Source organism: Aquimarina sp. AD10 (genome assembly GCF_003443715.1).
Classification (GTDB): domain Bacteria; phylum Bacteroidota; class Bacteroidia; order Flavobacteriales; family Flavobacteriaceae; genus Aquimarina; species Aquimarina aggregata.
In genome coordinates this window covers 3,577,630-3,593,942 of record NZ_CP031965.1, presented here as the reverse complement: position 1 = coordinate 3,593,942, position 16,313 = coordinate 3,577,630, and the positions used below count along the sequence as shown (strand labels likewise).

The window sequence follows — 16,313 nt, the reverse complement described above, 5'->3', positions numbered from 1 at the left end:
TTTGTTTATTTGTTATCCTCGTCTTCTAATTCTCTTAAAAGCTCTTTTTCGATACTCTCGGGTATTGCAAGCGATAATTCATTTAGTTGGATAACTAAACTATTATAAGCTTTGGCTAAACGAGTATTTGCTTCCAAAAGTTTTTCTGCTTTTGGGTTTTTGTGAGAAGATAGTAAACTTAATAAACCAGATTCTGTTTGCAATACAGTAATTCGAGAATTGATCGTGTTTACATTTAAATCTTCAGAAAGATTTTCTTCAAAAGTTTGAATCAGTAATTCTAAACTATCGGTGTATTTGTTTATGTAATACGGGTTGGCATCACGAAGAGAATACAATAGTGTTTTAAGGTTTTGAAAATCCTCGAAACTTTCAAGATCTTTTTCGGTTTCTGTAGAAAGTTTTAATAAATCAAGTGTGATTTTATCCTTTGATAGACTATCTAATTTGGCAACAGTCTCTATTTGTTGCGCGTTAGAATCGTTTTTACTGTTACACGAAAACAGGAGTGCTATAATTCCAAAAAAAAGAAGTCGAGACAAATTCATTAGTATTGTTTATGAATAAAGACTCAAAAATAGGGTATTATATGACAAACAGAAAATAAAAGACCTCAGATAAAATTTACCTGAGGTCTAACAAATGCATAAGTGTAGGTCAAAATTCTGGGTAGTTTTCTATGCACTATAAATTAGTTTTACCGAAAATGAAATTTCATAAAACATGATATACCTATGTTCATCAATACACGTAGAGTGATAAGATTAGAACAATAAACTATATGTGCATTGTAACTTTGTACTTGTATATTTATTTCATAAAAATTAAAAACTTAACATTTTTTTAAGATGAAATTAAGGTTTCTAAAAACCAGAAACAAAAGTTAAGATACTATAAAGAAGAAGGGTGTAATAATCTGAAAATGAGATTTATATTATGTTGTTTGGGGCGTGTGCTAGAGTTTAACTTAAAATAAATCATATATATTTAGAGGTTATTATACTAAACACATAGATCATGGGCATACTTTCCTTTTTAGGATTTACTTTACTAGTAGGTATTATTTCATATTTGGCTACTCGAAAAACTGATGAGAGTTCTTCAGACGGATATTTTTTGGGAGGACGTAGTCTTACAGGAGTGGTTATTGCTGGTTCTTTATTATTGACTAACCTTTCTACAGAACAAATAGTAGGATTAAATGGTCAGGCTTTTACAGAGGGTATTTTGGTTATGGCTTGGGAGACACTTGCTGCCATAGCAATGGTAGTGACAGCTATTTTTTTATTACCTAGATATTTAAAAGGAGGTATTACAACGGTGCCACAATTTTTAGAAAGAAGATATGATACCACGACCAAGGCAATTGCATCTGGATTGTTTTTGTCGGGATATGTTGTTGTGTTTTTGCCAATAGTTCTTTACTCAGGGTCACTGGCAATTAGTACGATGTTTGATGTGCCAGAAGTACTAGGTGTATCTAAAAATATGTCTATTTGGATTTGTGTTTTTGGAATTGGTATAACAGGATCTATATATGCAATTTTTGGAGGATTAAAAGCTGTAGCTGTTTCTGATACGATTAACGCTGTTGGGTTATTGATTGGTGGAGTTATGATTCCGATATTTGGATTGTTAGAAATAGGAGATGGCAATTTAGGACAAGGAATTACTACCTTGATGGATACTAATCCAGAAAAATTTAATTCTATAGGTTCGAGTGAAGCTTCTGTGCCATTTGCAACGATTTTTACGGGAATGATGTTAGTGCAGTTGTTTTATTGGGGAACTAATCAAGCTATTATTCAACGGGCATTAGGAGCAAAGAATCTAAAAGAAGGACAAAAAGGATTGATTTTAGCTTCTTTTATAAAAATTCTAGGACCTCTTATTGTTGTATTGCCAGGAGTAATCGCATTTCATATGTTTGGAGATACGCTATCTAATGCTGATGAGGCATATCCGACTTTAGTTAGTAAAGTATTGCCGTTATCGTTAGTAGGCTTTTTTGCAGCAGTTCTTTTTGGGGCTATATTAAGTTCGTTTAATAGTGCATTAAATAGCTCAGTTACTTTATTTGGGATCGATATATACAAAGAATATATTAACAAAGAAGCTTCAGAACAACAAGTAGTAAAAGCAGGAAAATTATTTGGTGTCGTCTTGGCCCTATTGTCAATGTTTATAGCGCCTTTTATAGCCAATGCGCCAGACGGATTGTTCGGGTATTTACAACAAGTAAATGGTTGCTATAGTATTCCTATCTTAACTATTATTGTAGTGGGATATCTAACTAAAAATGTTCCGGCTATTGCGGCTAAGATTGCAATTGGGTCAGGGGCAGTATTGTATTTGCTTTATATGATTCTTGATAGTACGATAATGAAAGGGCAGTTTCCTCATTTTTTACATGTAATGGCGATTCTTTTTGTTCTTAATGTTGTTCTTATGTTGGTTATTGGAAAACTGCACCCTAGAGAAGTACCATACCAGCAAGAGTATACCAGAGAGGTGGATATTACTCCATGGAAGAATGTAAAAATTGTTGGAGGTTTAATTTGTGCAATTGTAATCGGAATTTATATCTATTTCTCTTAAATACGTGCGTATTCTTTTAGATTTAGCTATTCCTGCAAATAAGCTATTATTTTTTGGCCTTGATTATCCGATTTACTTGATTAAAGTACTTCTTCTAAATTAAGACTTAATGAGACGCGCAATTTTTTTCGTACGGGGTTTTCTTCTTCTGATAACCCCAATAGATATGCAACATCTACTACAACATATTTTCCTTGAAAACCGAGGCCTATTGTGGCAAAAGAATCTGTTAATCGATTTATACCATGTGAATAACCGGTTCTTGTCATTATTTTTTCTTTATATACAAACTCTAATCCTAATGCTATGACTGAGCCTGTTAAGCCAAATTCAAGGTTTTCGCCATTGGCATCCTCAACATAAGAATCAAGTAATGTTTTATACTCTGTAGTGATACTAAACATTTCATCTTGGTTAATAATAAAATCAAAGCCTGTTCCTACTCTTACAGTAGAAGGTGCATAAATTTCAATAGCCTTATTGTCACCGAAAGATTCTCCTCTTAAATTAGAAAAATTAAAACCAGCTCTCCATCTACCATTAAATTTAGTGTACGCTATTTCTTTTCCGTAATAGAATCCCGAAACATCTATACCATATAAATTTGACGAATTATCGAAATCATTGGCAAGCGGTTCTTTGCCGCCTAATAAAAAGTAACGCCCTCCGACAGACATCGCAAATGTATCGCTTAATCTTAGTGTGTAAGAACCATCGATTGATACTTCTACTACTCCGTAAGTGACTTCAACAAGTTGAAATTGTCTGATAGTATAGGCATAACCTCTAATACTTAAGCTGTATGTACTTCGGAAATTGAGTTTATTGTAAAAACTTAAATTTAATTGATTAAACTCGTTAAAAACTTCACCACCGCCGAGAATTTGAGTGATCCCTAATTCGAATTTTTTATTAGAAAACATATATTTAGAAGGGTTCCATAATTGAGAAAAAGCATCGGCAGATGTTGCTACTCCAATATCCCCTTGACCAGAAGATCTAGCATCTGTAGCAATACTTATAAAACTATCTCTTAACGGGGATACAGTAGTGCGTTGAGCCGACAGATGGTAAAAACTGATTAAGGCGAAAATAAATACACTTTCTTTCATAAATTTAGATTATAAACGGTGTAATCTCACTAATAAATAAACAAGGCCGGTACTACTAATATGGCCTTGTTTAATTTAACTAAAATTGAATAAGATCTACTGATTTAGTAATTCTAAGGCACGATCTATACCACTATCTTTTTCTTCTTGAAAATCTAAGGAGGACAAAAATGGCACTCGATTTTCTTGATTTTCAGGTCCAATTCCAACAACTTCATAGACTACTCCCTGTGCATCACTATATATTTCATTTGATAATCCTATTTCTGCTCCATTAGGTAATACATGCTCAAGGATAGTAGAAAAGGCACCATTCGTGTTTTCTCCTACAATAGTAACATATGGCAAATCTTTCAAACATAGTGTAAAAAGTTCTGCTGCACTTACGGTAGCAGGACTTGTAAGTAACACGATATCATTAGTAAATTGAAAATTTCCTTTAGGTGCTACAGAAAAGGATTTATTTTCAGTAAAGCCATCACCTAGTCTTGCTTTTTTGAAATATAAAGTTCGTTCCTGATCCATAAAACGGGATGCCATATTTAAAGCTACTGTATCATATCCTCCATCATTAAAACGAATGTCAAGAATCAGTTTAGTAACTCCAGATGCTTCAAGATCATTCATAATAGTATCTAATACAGTGTTTAGTGCAGACAACTCATTGCCGAAATTTGTTCCGTAACCTTCCATCGTTGAAATAACAATGTACCCAATAGTATCATTGATCAATCCCCATAAGATATTTCCGTTTTCATCTATTTCAAAATTTCCCCCTAAATATTCTGTTAGTATTATTGTTCCTTTTTGATTTTCAAGAGTAGCATAATCATCTTCATTTTCTATAATAAGATCTCCACTTAGATTAGCATTAAGTCTTTCTAATAATTTTGGATCTCCAGATTGGATTTCGACACCACTTTCTTCATCATAGATGCTTACATGACTGTCTTCTAACAAGTAAACGAGTTCTTCTAGAATATCGTATAAGTTATCTTCTGTAACTTGATCTCTTAAGTTTTCGTATTGAGACCAGTCTACATTTCTTGTTTCAAAAAAAGCATAATAATCATTAAAAATATTCCAGAAATGGTCAAAATTTACTTTAGGATCTTTTGTAGCAGAAATTTGATCAGGAAGACAGCTTGGATTTGGATCTAATAATCGAGTAAATTTTATTTCTGAATCTGATAAATCCGAAGTTCCTATAATTTCATTTTCGTTTACTTGATTTAATGTAAACCCAAAAAAATCTTCGGGAATAAAATTGTCATCCTGAATCACACATCCAGCAGTGTTTACATTAAAAAACACATCTTTTTCGTCAGTAAATTCAAAAACCCATCCTTTATCAGCTACCAACCAGAAACCATTTTTTGAATCTTCTGGTATAGTAGGGGTATCATCATCAGATTGACAGGCTGTAAAAATTGATAGAATAAATACTAGCAAATACGTTTTAACAAGTTTTATTGTTTCTGTTTTTGTGTTGATATATAAATTCATCGTTGTTTATTTTTGAAATTGTTATTATTGAAAAATTGTAAAGTTTGATTGTCTTTTAAAAAAACACACTTGATCTAAAGAAAAAGGTATTCTGTGTTATTTGAAGATTAGGAGGGTTGCTAAAATCGGTATCCAATACTGAAAGTAGCATAAAGTACCAGTACATCAATATTTCTATTATTGCCTTTTTCAAAACCAAGCCCTGTACCAATTCCAGCTTCGTAATTAAAATGCTTGCCAATATTTCTCCTAATTCCCCAAGTAGCAACGGTCAATAGATGGTATAGATCAGATCTTTCGGCTTCTTCAGTGCTATGAAAATGATAACGAGCTCTAAGCGACATGTAATTACCACTATTACCGTCTATTCTTTTATTCTTGTCAGCGCGTTTTTTTAGATTGTAGTACCAACGGGGTTCTAATGCTAAAACAGGTTTAATATTTGATGTATTAAGACCTCCTAAGCCAATTTCACTTCGTAAGGCAACTTGATTAGATAATTTTAATTCATTGTGTGCCCATATACCCAATAATCCAGTTTGAATACCAAAAACTGATTTTTCTACCGATATATCTTTTTCGTTTTGAGAAAACCCGAAATAAGAATTCATTATTAAAAGAGAAGCAAAAACTACTTTAACCATATTTTATGTTTTTTGATTTATCCGGTTAAAAGTATAATGATCGAAAAAATAAAAATGCAATTTTAGGCCTGTAGAAGTCCTAATAAAGGGCAGATACATAAATCAGGACGTTTTTTTTAAGCTTTCTAAAGACTATGAAAGGGGTAAAGAAAAGAGAGACTATTTAAAAAATTAGTAACATGTTCTTGATAGAGCACATAAATTTTTAGACTAGATACAAGCTTACTTAAAAATAAAACATATGAACCTGAGTTCGATTTATATTCTACTGGTCACCTATTTGTTATCTACATCTGTCTGGTCGAGCGTAGTCGAGACCTTTAGATTTTACTAAAAATAACCTCTCGACTACGCTCTAGGTGACAGAGAAAAAGAATAATCATTTAAAATCAAACAATTAACAATCGAACTCAGGTTATGATAAAAAGATGTAATCAAAGTCACCGATACTTTTTTATTCTCTTGAATAGTAAAAGAACTTTTTGTTAATTTCCTTCCGAAAAAAAACATCTAATGTAAAAATGATATGTTCTTCATGATATAAAACCGGTAGAATTTTATGGGCAATTATTACAAAATATAACCTTTGGTATTAAGACAAGAATAAACCGATTTACTAGTTTTTTTTGAAAGTGATTAACTATATATTTCTTAGGTTAATGTTTTCTAGAAATCCATTCGTTAAAATCAACATAACCCAATACTGTGTTTGGAATAGGGTGTGCTGTCAAATTCTCTTGAAGAGTAAGAAACTCTTTTCTTTTTTCAGAGTTACTATGTTCTACTGTTTTAGAAATAAATTTCAATAGTATTTTCTCATAGAAATCTATGTTTTTTTCTTTTTTTAGATGTTTTTTCATAGAATCCACAAGATAACGTAACGTAAATCCATTGCCAAGTTCATAATGTACTAATAAATTTAACCAGTAGGTATACGTTATTAAGTCTTTACGGTCTTTTTTAGTTTGATGATTTAAGATTTCGTTAATCCATCGTAGTGCCTTTTTATTATCTTTTTTTAGAAAATAAATAGTAGCAAACTGAAAGGAAAAAGACAATCTGTAAGTCGAAGGCATTAGCGTGTTATGTTGCTGCATAAAATCCTGAATTTCTTCTATGATTTCATGAGTAGTGTGTAATTCTTTAAGGTTTCTATGGATTTCAAGTTCGATATTGTAAAGGCGTAGCTTTTCTTTAATAAAAGATGCAGAAATAGTTTGTACTGCGTAGGCCTTTTGTTTTAAAACTAAAATTCTAACAAAAGCTTCTTTGTATTGTTTCTTGTAGACCAAAAAACCTAGAAGATTATTGCTAATCGAAAAATACATGGTAAAGTATTCTTTAAGTAACTCGGGGTGCTGTTCCCATTCTTTTATTAGGTCCTCAATACTTCGCTTCGCTTTGTTATGATCTTTAGAAAGTAGTGATTTACGGTATTTGTGTAGTGCTTTTAAGGTTCTGTTTTGAAGAGAAGCACTTTTTTTATGAGATAAAGAAAACTGTGAGGGATCTATATTAGCCAGTAAAAGATCAATGTATTCTTGAGTAGATTTAAGAATATTCTTTTGTTCTAGGGTGATTGCTTTTAAAGTCGAAAAGTCTTGTGGAAACATAGCTTGATGTACTTTTCTCTTCCATTCTTGAATATGAAATAAAAGAACTTCCTGTTCAAAGTGTTTCGCTTTTTTTTCGGCTCTTTTAAGTTCACTTTCACAAATAGAGTATTGTCCCTTATGAAATAAAATTTCAACATTACGAATGATATCCAGAAGCTCGGCGTTTTTAGAGATATGAGCATGGTAATTTCTTAAAGCCTGCAAAATACGATGCTTTAAGTAGTTCTTTATGGTAGTAAGTTGTGTTACAAATGCTTTGTCTTTAAAAAGTAGTTTTATTTTGGATTCATCATAGGTTTTTTGTGCTTCGATTGCATCAAACAAAATCAGATACTCGGCGGCATCACTTCCTTGAGCACTTACCTTAAAATAACGCTTTTCAGTTTTACTCAAAGATTGGATCAAATAAAACAACTCTTCTTTTTTCTTCATTTTAGAAACCTATGTTTTTTCAAAAATATAATTTTTTTCGTTTATATGATCAGGTATCTTTGAAATAGTATTCATCAATAAAATATAACTATTATGTCTAATGCAATTAGCTGGTTTGAAATACCAAGTACTAATTTTGAAAGAGCAGTTCAGTTTTATAACGAATTGCTTGAAGTTGAATTACAACCTATGGAACTCGATTTTAAAATGGCATTCTTTCCATACAAAGATGGAGGAGTAGGAGGTTGTGTCACCCATGGTAACGGAAATAAACCTTCGCAAGAAGGTACGTTTGCCTATCTTAATGGAGGTGATGATCTTGCTATACCTTTAGCCAGAGTAGAAAAAGCAGGGGGTAAAGTTGTTATGCCTAAAACTTCTCTGGGAGAAAATGGATTTATGGCTATTTTTTTAGATACTGAAGGCAATAGGGTGGCTTTTCATTCTATGAAATAATATGTAACGTTTTAATGATAGAACTCATTTTGACTTTTTGTTTTACTAAATGAGTTCTATTGTTAAAACTAGTGCAAACCTATACCTATGACCTATTTTACAGAAGATTTCACATGTTTTTTTAAAGAACTGGCAAAGAATAATCATAAAGATTGGTTTCATGCTCAAAAAAAAAGATATGAAACCAGTATCAAAAAACCTTTTGAACAATTTGTAGGAGATATGATCTCACACATTCAAAAGTATGATACAGAATTACAAATTGAACCTAAAGATTGTATACTCAGAATTAATAGAGATATCCGATTTTCAAAAGATAAGTCACCATACAATTTACATTATACCGCGTTTATTTCTAAAGGCGGACGCAAGGATAAAAGTATACCTGGAATGTTTCTTAGATTTTCTCCAGAAACAATTGGTATTATGGGGGGATGTTTTGGCCCTTCTAAAGAACAATTGCATAAAATAAGAACTTCAATTCATAAAAACCCTAGTACTTTTAAAAAGCTTATAGATAACGCAGAATTTGTTCAAAAGTTTGGAGAAATACGTGGTGAAACCATGAAACGCATTCCTAAAGAATGGATTGATGCCTGTAATCAAGAGCCTCTCATTAAAAATAAACAGTTTTATTTTGTTGGGGAAGAAGCACCAACACTTCTTACCAATCCATTATTAATTGAAGAAATGATGAACTATTGGAAAACAATGCAACCTGTAAATGAGTATTTAAGTAAAGTAATACGATAAATTATGGCATATAATGAATTTATGGCAGATAGAATACGTCAACTATTTAGAGAGAAGAAAGCTAATTTTTATGAAAAAAAAATGATGGGAGGACTATGTTTTATGGTAGAAGATAAGATGTGTTGTGGGATTCATTTTGATAAGAAAAAAGAGATGGATCTTTTAATGGCAAGAATAGGTCCTGATGCGGTAGAAGAAGCAATGCAAAAAGAAGGATGCTTACCTATGGATTTTACTGGAAGACCCATGAAGGGTTATGTTTTTATAACAGCCGATGGTTTTGATCTGGATGAAGACTTAGCATATTGGGTTCAACTATGTTTAAATTTCAATCCATTAGCAAAACGAAGCAAAAAACGCTAACTTGTAATGCTTGCAAGGTTTATTCGACCGATCTCTTATGCCAAAACCTGTTTTAAATACAACTAATTTATTTATTGCTTTTCAATATCTCTTAACGAGAAAAAAGCAAAGTATTTTGGCAACTTTAGGAGTGATGTTGGGTGTTACAACATTTATTGTGATGGTTAATTTTATGACCGGAGTTAATGATTTTTTGGATGATGCAGTCTTTAACGGAAGCCCAGATATCATTGTTAGTGCTAAACCAGATGGTAAAAAAAAGAAGCAAAATTTTGGTACGGCTATACACGCCTTAGCTAAAGTTGAAGAAATAGACCATTTCTTAGAGAATGATCAAAACGTTCGCTCTTTTGCACACCAAATTATTTCACCTGCTATCTTAATAAGTACTACCGCTCAATTACCAGGTAGTATAAATGGTGTATTTCCTTTAGAAGAACTTAAAATGGTTGATCTTGGTCGCAGATTACTGTCGGGTAAAGGGTTTAAAAGTTTATCGCAAGGGCATACAATTTTGCTAGGTGTAAGTTTGGCTAAACGATTAGAAGTCGTAGTTGGGGATGAGGTAAATATGCTACTCTCAAACGGGAAAAATATGAAGCTCGAGGTTTCGGGTATTTTTAGTTTCGGGATTACGACAATAGATAATGTACGTACTTATGTTTCTGCAAAAACACTTCAGAAACTAATGCATCAAGAAAATAAGATTACAAATATTCATGTAAAATTAAAAAAGCGTGATGATGTTGCATTAAAAACAGTTCTATCAGAGAATTTCAAAGCAATTACTACCCAAGATTGGAAAGACAGTAATAAAACCATTGTAATTGGTAATAAAGTACGTGATATTCTAACGTGGTCGGTTTCTTTTGCATTGCTTCTAGTGGCAGGGTTCGGAATTTATAATATTTTGAATATCACTGTTATTCAAAAAAGGAAGGATATAGCAGTATTAAAAACCATAGGATATGCCGCTCGAGATATTGTTTTTATTTTCTTGATTCAATCTATTATCATCGGATTATTGGGTGCAGTATTTGGCACTAGCCTGGGATATTTGATAAGCTATATTATTTCTACCACACCATTGGATACTTCTGATTTTATTATTGTAGAAACGTATCCAATCAATTTTAAATTATCATACTATATTTTAGGGTTTTTATTTGGAGTAATAACTACAGTTTTAGCGGGATATTTTCCTTCAAAAAAAGCAAGTAGAGTAGATCCTGTAACTATAATTAGGGGAATATGATTTTAGAGGGAACACATATTAATAAATACTTTTATGATCCAGATAAACATCAAGTACTTAAGGATAATTCGCTACAGATTTCTGAAGGAGAATTGGTTTCGATATACGGAGAGTCGGGGAGCGGAAAATCAACATTACTCTATATCTTATCGACACTAGATACCGATTTTGAGGGACAACTGTTTATACAAGGTCAGGATATAAAAAAATTGGACTCAACGGCACTTACAGATTTTAGAAACAAGCACATTGGTTTTGTGTATCAATTTCATTATTTATTGCCAGAGTTTAATGTGTTGCAAAATGTAATGCTTCCGGCCTTAAAACTTAGAGAAAAGAGTCGCGTAGCTATACAACAAGATGCTTTAGCATTACTAGACGAGGTTGGTATTGCAGAGTATGCGCATCGCCCATCTTATAAATTATCAGGAGGACAGCAACAGCGTGTTGCTATAGCCAGAGCACTGATTAACGACCCAACACTTATTATTGCGGATGAGCCCACAGGCAATCTAGATCAAAAAAATACAGATATAGTATTTAAACTACTGCAAAATATTACAGAAAATAGGGGCAAAACAGTTCTTATTGCAACACATAATCCTAAGATTTATAAAAATTCTACCAGAACAATTGAAATGATTGATGGTTCGATACGACTATAGTTGTAACAATTTAAAAACCAATCAAATGGAGTCTCATAAAGCAAAAAGTATTATTATATTTGACGGAGAGTGTAGTTTATGTAATGGTGTAGTAGGGTGGTTGATGAAATTTGCTCCCGCTTCGATTTTTGAATTTATACCTTTTCAATCTCCTAAAGGGCAAGAATTATTACAACATTTTGGATATCCATTGCAACAATTGGAAACTGTTATTTTAATCGATGAACAAGGTGCACATACGCATTCTGATGGTTTTTTAAAGATAGTAGCCAAAATTCCAAGATGGAGAGTTGCAGCAGCGTTATTAGCATTTATCCCAAGAATGCTTAGAGATGCAGTTTACAATCTAGCCTCTCGTAATCGTTTAAAATGGTTTGGTGAGTCTAAAAGCTGTACCATAAATTTTAGGTAGTAATTTAAACAATTTCATTCTTTTAGATCATATATGTTCTCTAAAAAAGCCACACTACAAAATTTGTAATATGGCTTTTAAAAGTAACTGTTTGTCTTTTACTACGACTCATTAGTGCACTATTTTTTATCGAAGTATCTTAATAGTTTTTGTTGTTGATTTTGATGTTATTTTTAAAGTATATAGCCCACTGCTTTTAATACCTAGTTCATCACAATTACGTGCAATAGTAGTACCACCCATAACCTTTTCGTTAAAAATTACTTTACCAGTAGTATCGTATAGGATGAGTTTTGTTGTTTCTTTAATAGGAAGATCTATGTTTAATGTATTTTCTGTTAATGGGTTAGGGTGTGCGTTTAAACTTTGATCTGTTGTGCCGATTGCTTTTGTTTTTTGAGTGTTTTCTATTTTCCAATCAAAAGTTTCCCAACCTTTATCCTCTATTCCTTTTGCAAAAAGAACTGCATTGTCTGATGACCAAGATGCTTGTATCCATTTGTTTGCAGATACACTTTTTAAAGCAACTTTACCATTTCCTTTATTTTTCCATATAAATTGCGTAAGCTTATCTTTTTTTGCCGCTGCTGCGTTAACATTTATGCCTTGAACTTGCACATAGTTAGTATTGGATAATGCTTTTAAAGCAATTCCTCCATCAGGATGTGTTTCGATACTAAATTTCTCCCAACCCTGAACTGCAATTGCTCTTGCGATTAATTGTTTGCTATTGGCCGTTTGTTCTGCAGTTACGTATTTTTTATCTCCGTTTGTTTTACGAAGCGATATTGTTTTTCCTATCGGTGCATCTGTTGTATCTGGTGCAGGATCTATATTAGCTACTATTTCCCAGGAAAATGTTTCCCAGTCAGAAGCACGTTCTCCTTTAGGAAATAATACTGCATTATCAGTAGTCCAGATTGCTTGTATCCATTTATTGGCGTGTACGCTTTTTAAAGCAACTTTACCATTACCCTTACTTTGCCAGGTAAATTGAGTCCAACCTCCTTTATCCGTAGCTGCAGCTCTTATTGGGATATCTGTATTTTTGTTGAAGACCCGAATATATTTATTATTGAGCATTGATTTTAATGCGACTCCTCCTTTTGGATGTACTTCTACCAAAAATCTTTCTGCGCGGGTATTGCTCGTAGAAGTTTCAGCGACCAACTGATTGTTATTGCTGTTTTGCGTAGTTATAAATTTTTTATCTCCTCCTCCTTTGCGAAATGTTATTACTTTACCTATTGGTGGAACAGTGGTATCCATTGCTAACAGATCAAATGGGTGCTGAAACCCTGTTACGCCAGGCATCTCTACTTTATATAGATTTTTACCCGCGGTTACAAAAAGAATGTCCTTGTTTTTTCCTCCAAAGGTACAGTTCGTGGTTTTTTCAGGAAAATTTATTGTAGTACTTGGTTTTCCATTAGTATCAAATACCTGTACTGTAAATTTTGCAGTAACATATAAATTACCTTTTGTATCTACAGCCATACCGTCGGCTCCCGTGATATCTAATCCATCAGGATCTATGATAGTAGCAAAATCCATTCGATTACTTACTATCCCTGTTTCTTGATTGATATCGTATCGATAGATCGTGGTACTCCAGGAATTATTAAGATATAGATATTTTCCGTTAGGTGAAATTATGACTCCATTAGGTTTATCGTTTCCGAACGAATCTAACTGTGTAATCACCCCATTTTTATTGCGATAGTATAAATTGTTAGATGATTGATATTGTGTGCCCCAAGTAGGATCGGTAAAATAAATACCTCCATGTTTATCTACGCATAAATCATTAGGATTATTAAATCGTTTGTTTTGATATGTCGCCGCTAAAGTTTCAAGTATAGTTCCATCGACTGATCTTTTATTGATTTTGCCTGCTGCTCCTTCGCAAATTAATAAATCATAATCTTTAGAGAACATAAGACCATTACCTCTATTAGTGTTGCCAAAGGCTGCAGAAAAAGTTCCTGAGTTTAATGCATAAGAAATTACTTTACTATTAGGTATATCGGTAAAATAAATTGTGTTTGTTCCGTCCCAAACGGGACCCTCTGTAAATTTAAATTGATCAGAACTAAGTTTTATAGGCGCTTGTGCCGTAAGGGTTAATGTAGTAGTCAATAAAAAAAAGAGAACTACTTTGTACGTTAGGTTATAGGTCATAAGAATATTATTTTGTGTGCTTGTAATATATAACCTTAATGATCCTGTAACAAGATCATAAATAGAACATATAACTTATTGTATATCATATATGTCTTATAACTTTATGAAATAGGTTAAAAAGACTTTATCCAGAAACTTTAAGCCTTATATCATACTATAAATTATAATAATTGAAAAGTAGTTTAGCGAATGTTGGATCATATCAGGTGTTATGGATTAGTGATCTTTTGTCTTTATTTTACGAGTTCCAAAATCCATAAGTGCGATATTTTCGTTTGGATTAGGTATAAGAAGTAAGCTAGAGACTGTAGCAGCATCCAAATGTTTTTGATCATTAGATCGTATATTATACACCCAACCACCATAGGTGCCGCCGGTATTTTCATAATTTTCGACCTGAAATTGATTAAATTGCTCCCGTGCGGCTTTAAGTTCTTCTGAGATATTTGATGTTTTTTCTATTACCTGTGGTGTTAATTTTGAAATGAAATTACTTATGTCTTTTTGAATGTAAAAACCATTCGGGATTAGAATTCTAAGTTGCAGTTCTAGCTCTAGTTTTAAAAAGTAGTTTGGATACAAGTCTTTATAATTTCGAATTCCTTCTGCTTTATGTTCGATGTATGTTTTAATATTTTCTTCAAAATATTCTTGCCTTAATATAACAATATCTTCTTTTACGTTTTCTGGTAATAGAATTTCTATGTCACTACGCCACCTGCATAGTGCCGGTAAAAAATGATTTATAACATATTGTTTATGGTTTTTTAACCTCTCTATTTTGGGAGTTTCACGTTGATTACTATCGATAATCGATGCTATAATATCTTCATTTTTTTGCTGCATATACTGTTGATAATTATCTAACTGGGCTTTATCCAGAATCGACGCCATAAATTGCTCTTCGAGCGCTAGTTTTTCAAACTCGCTATAGTAGCCTCCATCAACAGGAGCACGCGTAAATTCCTCTTCTTCATAGTTAAATATAGCATGAGCCTGCTTTTTATTTAGTTTTAGATTATTATATCTGCTTTGAACCTGTTGTATCGTCATATCCAAAAGCTCTTGCTTTTCTTTTGCTTCGATAGCATTAAATTGTGCCAATTGTTCTTGATTTAGCAAAGTGTTAAGCATCTGATTAGCAAGGGTTAAGAATTCGTCTTGATAGTTGGGTATAGGTTCCTTTCTGTCATATGTTTCGCTCTGTCGCTGTTGGATAAGCGTTTTGTGTGTCTGACCATATGTATCTACAAATTCTTTATATTTTTTTGGTGATAATTTTAACGATTCAAACTTGTTATACATATAATCCAAATCCAAACCAAAATCCTGTTCACTACGTTTAGATTTTGCTTTCCAGGCTTTTCTTTCTTCACGCAATGTAGCGATTTGCGTATCGTTTAAAAGTGTTAACAGTGCTTTAAAGTATTTTCTTTTCACTATGTTTTCATCATAATCAGGGTTGATAGAAAACATATTGTCCCTAAGCGTATAATAATCTAGCTCATCAATTTCGAGAATTTGACTGGGAGATAGTTTTAAGATTTCTGTAAACTGATCTGTAAATGTTGTGGTTTGTGTAATTTTTGGATGTGCCATATAGTATGCTTAAGATAAAATTTTCTTTGATATAATCTAAAATTTAAAGTCGCAATACAATATTAAGCTCCATCTTAAACATCAGAATAGTTTCTGGTGGTATATCATAAAAATAACCAAATTTTCCATAAGCCAAATATGAAGGTACAATCATAGTAATTATAGAGCCTTCATTAATTAACAAAAAACCTTCTTGTACTCCTTTTAAAAAACTTCGCATATCTCCAGGTTGCCCATAAGGGTTGTCTTCTCTATTAGAGATACTCAAAACCTCTTCAGTTTGGGGATTAGTTGTTTCAAAATGAAATATTACCGAATCATCTATTCTGGGAGTCAATCCATCACCTTTTTGATCAATACGATAAAATAACCCAGATTCGGTTTTTATCATACCTTCTATTTCATTTTCTCGAATATAGGATTCGATCCACGCAATTTCTGCATCTTTTTCCTCTTGTGTATACTCATAGTTTACGGGTTCTGGTTCTGGAGTATCATCAGAATTACAAGAAAATAGGATTGCTAGTAAAGAACATACAAATACTGCTTTTTTAATCATGATTTAGTTTTTTGTGTTTATGATTTGTTGGTTGCTTTTGTTTTGCAATACTAAATATTTCCAGTTTCATTTTTTGAAACTGAAAGTTTTTTAATAATAACTTAATTAAAGTTTTATTGAACAAAGTTGGTGTCAAATAAGAGTATTTTTTAATCAACA

15 protein-coding genes are annotated in these 16,313 nt (G+C 32.4%); 7 read left to right on the top strand and 8 right to left on the bottom strand.

Annotated features, from left to right (window positions below):
- Positions 1-5: 5 nt before the first annotated feature.
- Positions 6-548, bottom strand: coding sequence for a hypothetical protein (locus D1816_RS14905; protein ID WP_118503842.1), 543 nt, complete (start codon positions 546-548; stop codon positions 6-8).
- A 469-nt stretch (positions 549-1,017) separates the two neighbouring features.
- Between D1816_RS14905 and D1816_RS14900 the strand changes: the two genes are divergently transcribed.
- Positions 1,018-2,598 (top strand): solute:sodium symporter family transporter, encoded by a 1,581-nt coding sequence (locus D1816_RS14900; RefSeq protein ID WP_118503841.1) that lies wholly within the window; start codon positions 1,018-1,020, stop codon positions 2,596-2,598.
- 80 nt (positions 2,599-2,678) lie between these two features.
- Here D1816_RS14900 and D1816_RS14895 read toward each other — a convergent pair whose 3' ends face one another.
- From D1816_RS14895 to D1816_RS14880, 4 genes are all read right to left on the bottom strand, one after another.
- The gene (locus D1816_RS14895) at positions 2,679-3,710 is read right to left on the bottom strand and encodes a PorV/PorQ family protein (RefSeq protein ID WP_066320040.1); all 1,032 of its coding nucleotides are present in this window, start codon (positions 3,708-3,710) and stop codon (positions 2,679-2,681) included.
- A gap of 96 nt (positions 3,711-3,806) precedes the next feature.
- Positions 3,807-5,216 carry a S41 family peptidase gene (locus tag D1816_RS14890; protein ID WP_118503839.1) on the bottom strand — a complete coding sequence of 470 codons (1,410 nt, stop codon included), beginning with the start codon at positions 5,214-5,216 and terminating at the stop codon, positions 3,807-3,809.
- 119 nt (positions 5,217-5,335) lie between these two features.
- Positions 5,336-5,860, bottom strand: a complete 525-nt coding sequence (locus D1816_RS14885) for a hypothetical protein (protein ID WP_066320045.1) — start codon at positions 5,858-5,860, stop codon at positions 5,336-5,338.
- A 656-nt stretch (positions 5,861-6,516) separates the two neighbouring features.
- Positions 6,517-7,908, bottom strand: a complete 1,392-nt coding sequence (locus tag D1816_RS14880; protein WP_118503837.1) for a hypothetical protein — start codon at positions 7,906-7,908, stop codon at positions 6,517-6,519.
- Positions 7,909-8,001: 93 nt separating this feature from the next.
- Here D1816_RS14880 and D1816_RS14875 point away from each other — a divergent pair, with 93 nt between their 5' ends.
- The 6 genes from D1816_RS14875 to D1816_RS14850 all read left to right on the top strand — a co-directional run bounded on the left by D1816_RS14875 (position 8,002) and on the right by D1816_RS14850 (position 11,812).
- The gene (locus D1816_RS14875) at positions 8,002-8,364 is read left to right on the top strand and encodes a VOC family protein (protein ID WP_118503835.1); all 363 of its coding nucleotides are present in this window, start codon (positions 8,002-8,004) and stop codon (positions 8,362-8,364) included.
- Between the two features lie 87 nt (positions 8,365-8,451).
- Entirely contained in the window at positions 8,452-9,117 is a 666-nt protein-coding gene (locus tag D1816_RS14870; RefSeq protein WP_118503832.1) for a DUF2461 domain-containing protein, read from the top strand.
- Between the two features lie 3 nt (positions 9,118-9,120).
- Positions 9,121-9,480, top strand: a complete 360-nt coding sequence (locus D1816_RS14865) for a TfoX/Sxy family protein (protein WP_118503830.1) — start codon at positions 9,121-9,123, stop codon at positions 9,478-9,480.
- A gap of 37 nt (positions 9,481-9,517) precedes the next feature.
- Positions 9,518-10,735, top strand: a complete 1,218-nt coding sequence (locus D1816_RS14860; protein WP_118503828.1) for an FtsX-like permease family protein — start codon at positions 9,518-9,520, stop codon at positions 10,733-10,735.
- On the top strand, positions 10,732-11,400 hold the full coding sequence (locus D1816_RS14855) for an ABC transporter ATP-binding protein (RefSeq protein WP_066320059.1): 669 nt from the start codon (positions 10,732-10,734) through the stop codon (positions 11,398-11,400). The genes D1816_RS14860 and D1816_RS14855 overlap by 4 nt, the downstream gene beginning before the upstream one ends.
- Positions 11,401-11,425: 25 nt before the next feature.
- Positions 11,426-11,812, top strand: a complete 387-nt coding sequence (locus tag D1816_RS14850; protein WP_066320062.1) for a thiol-disulfide oxidoreductase DCC family protein — start codon at positions 11,426-11,428, stop codon at positions 11,810-11,812.
- Between the two features lie 126 nt (positions 11,813-11,938).
- On the opposite strand, the gene D1816_RS25745 is transcribed toward D1816_RS14850, so the two are convergent.
- From D1816_RS25745 to D1816_RS14835, 3 genes are all read right to left on the bottom strand, one after another.
- On the bottom strand, positions 11,939-13,993 hold the full coding sequence (locus D1816_RS25745; protein WP_158597830.1) for an SMP-30/gluconolactonase/LRE family protein: 2,055 nt from the start codon (positions 13,991-13,993) through the stop codon (positions 11,939-11,941).
- Between the two features lie 219 nt (positions 13,994-14,212).
- A complete protein-coding gene (locus D1816_RS14840) occupies positions 14,213-15,595 on the bottom strand; it encodes a hypothetical protein (RefSeq protein WP_118503826.1) in 1,383 nt (460 codons plus the stop codon).
- A gap of 43 nt (positions 15,596-15,638) precedes the next feature.
- On the bottom strand, positions 15,639-16,154 hold the full coding sequence (locus D1816_RS14835; protein WP_118503824.1) for an FKBP-type peptidyl-prolyl cis-trans isomerase: 516 nt from the start codon (positions 16,152-16,154) through the stop codon (positions 15,639-15,641).
- Between the last annotated feature and the right edge of the window lie 159 nt (positions 16,155-16,313).

Excerpts from the sequence above, each read along its gene's own strand:
- D1816_RS14880 (WP_118503837.1), bottom strand. The coding sequence starts at position 7,908 with ATGAAGAAAAAAGAAGAGTTGTTTTATTTGATCCAATCTTTGAGTAAA.
- D1816_RS14905 (WP_118503842.1), bottom strand. The coding sequence starts at position 548 with ATGAATTTGTCTCGACTTCTTTTTTTTGGAATTATAGCACTCCTGTTT.
- D1816_RS14885 (WP_066320045.1), bottom strand. The coding sequence starts at position 5,860 with ATGGTTAAAGTAGTTTTTGCTTCTCTTTTAATAATGAATTCTTATTTC.
- D1816_RS14865 (WP_118503830.1), top strand. The coding sequence starts at position 9,121 with ATGGCATATAATGAATTTATGGCAGATAGAATACGTCAACTATTTAGA.
- D1816_RS14855 (WP_066320059.1), top strand. The coding sequence starts at position 10,732 with ATGATTTTAGAGGGAACACATATTAATAAATACTTTTATGATCCAGAT.
- D1816_RS14835 (WP_118503824.1), bottom strand. The coding sequence starts at position 16,154 with ATGATTAAAAAAGCAGTATTTGTATGTTCTTTACTAGCAATCCTATTT.
- D1816_RS14860 (WP_118503828.1), top strand. The coding sequence starts at position 9,518 with ATGCCAAAACCTGTTTTAAATACAACTAATTTATTTATTGCTTTTCAA.
- D1816_RS14875 (WP_118503835.1), top strand. The coding sequence starts at position 8,002 with ATGTCTAATGCAATTAGCTGGTTTGAAATACCAAGTACTAATTTTGAA.
- D1816_RS14890 (WP_118503839.1), bottom strand. The coding sequence starts at position 5,216 with ATGAATTTATATATCAACACAAAAACAGAAACAATAAAACTTGTTAAA.
- D1816_RS14850 (WP_066320062.1), top strand. The coding sequence starts at position 11,426 with ATGGAGTCTCATAAAGCAAAAAGTATTATTATATTTGACGGAGAGTGT.
- D1816_RS14900 (WP_118503841.1), top strand. The coding sequence starts at position 1,018 with ATGGGCATACTTTCCTTTTTAGGATTTACTTTACTAGTAGGTATTATT.
- D1816_RS14840 (WP_118503826.1), bottom strand. The coding sequence starts at position 15,595 with ATGGCACATCCAAAAATTACACAAACCACAACATTTACAGATCAGTTT.
- D1816_RS25745 (WP_158597830.1), bottom strand. The coding sequence starts at position 13,993 with ATGACCTATAACCTAACGTACAAAGTAGTTCTCTTTTTTTTATTGACT.
- D1816_RS14895 (WP_066320040.1), bottom strand. The coding sequence starts at position 3,710 with ATGAAAGAAAGTGTATTTATTTTCGCCTTAATCAGTTTTTACCATCTG.
- D1816_RS14870 (WP_118503832.1), top strand. The coding sequence starts at position 8,452 with ATGACCTATTTTACAGAAGATTTCACATGTTTTTTTAAAGAACTGGCA.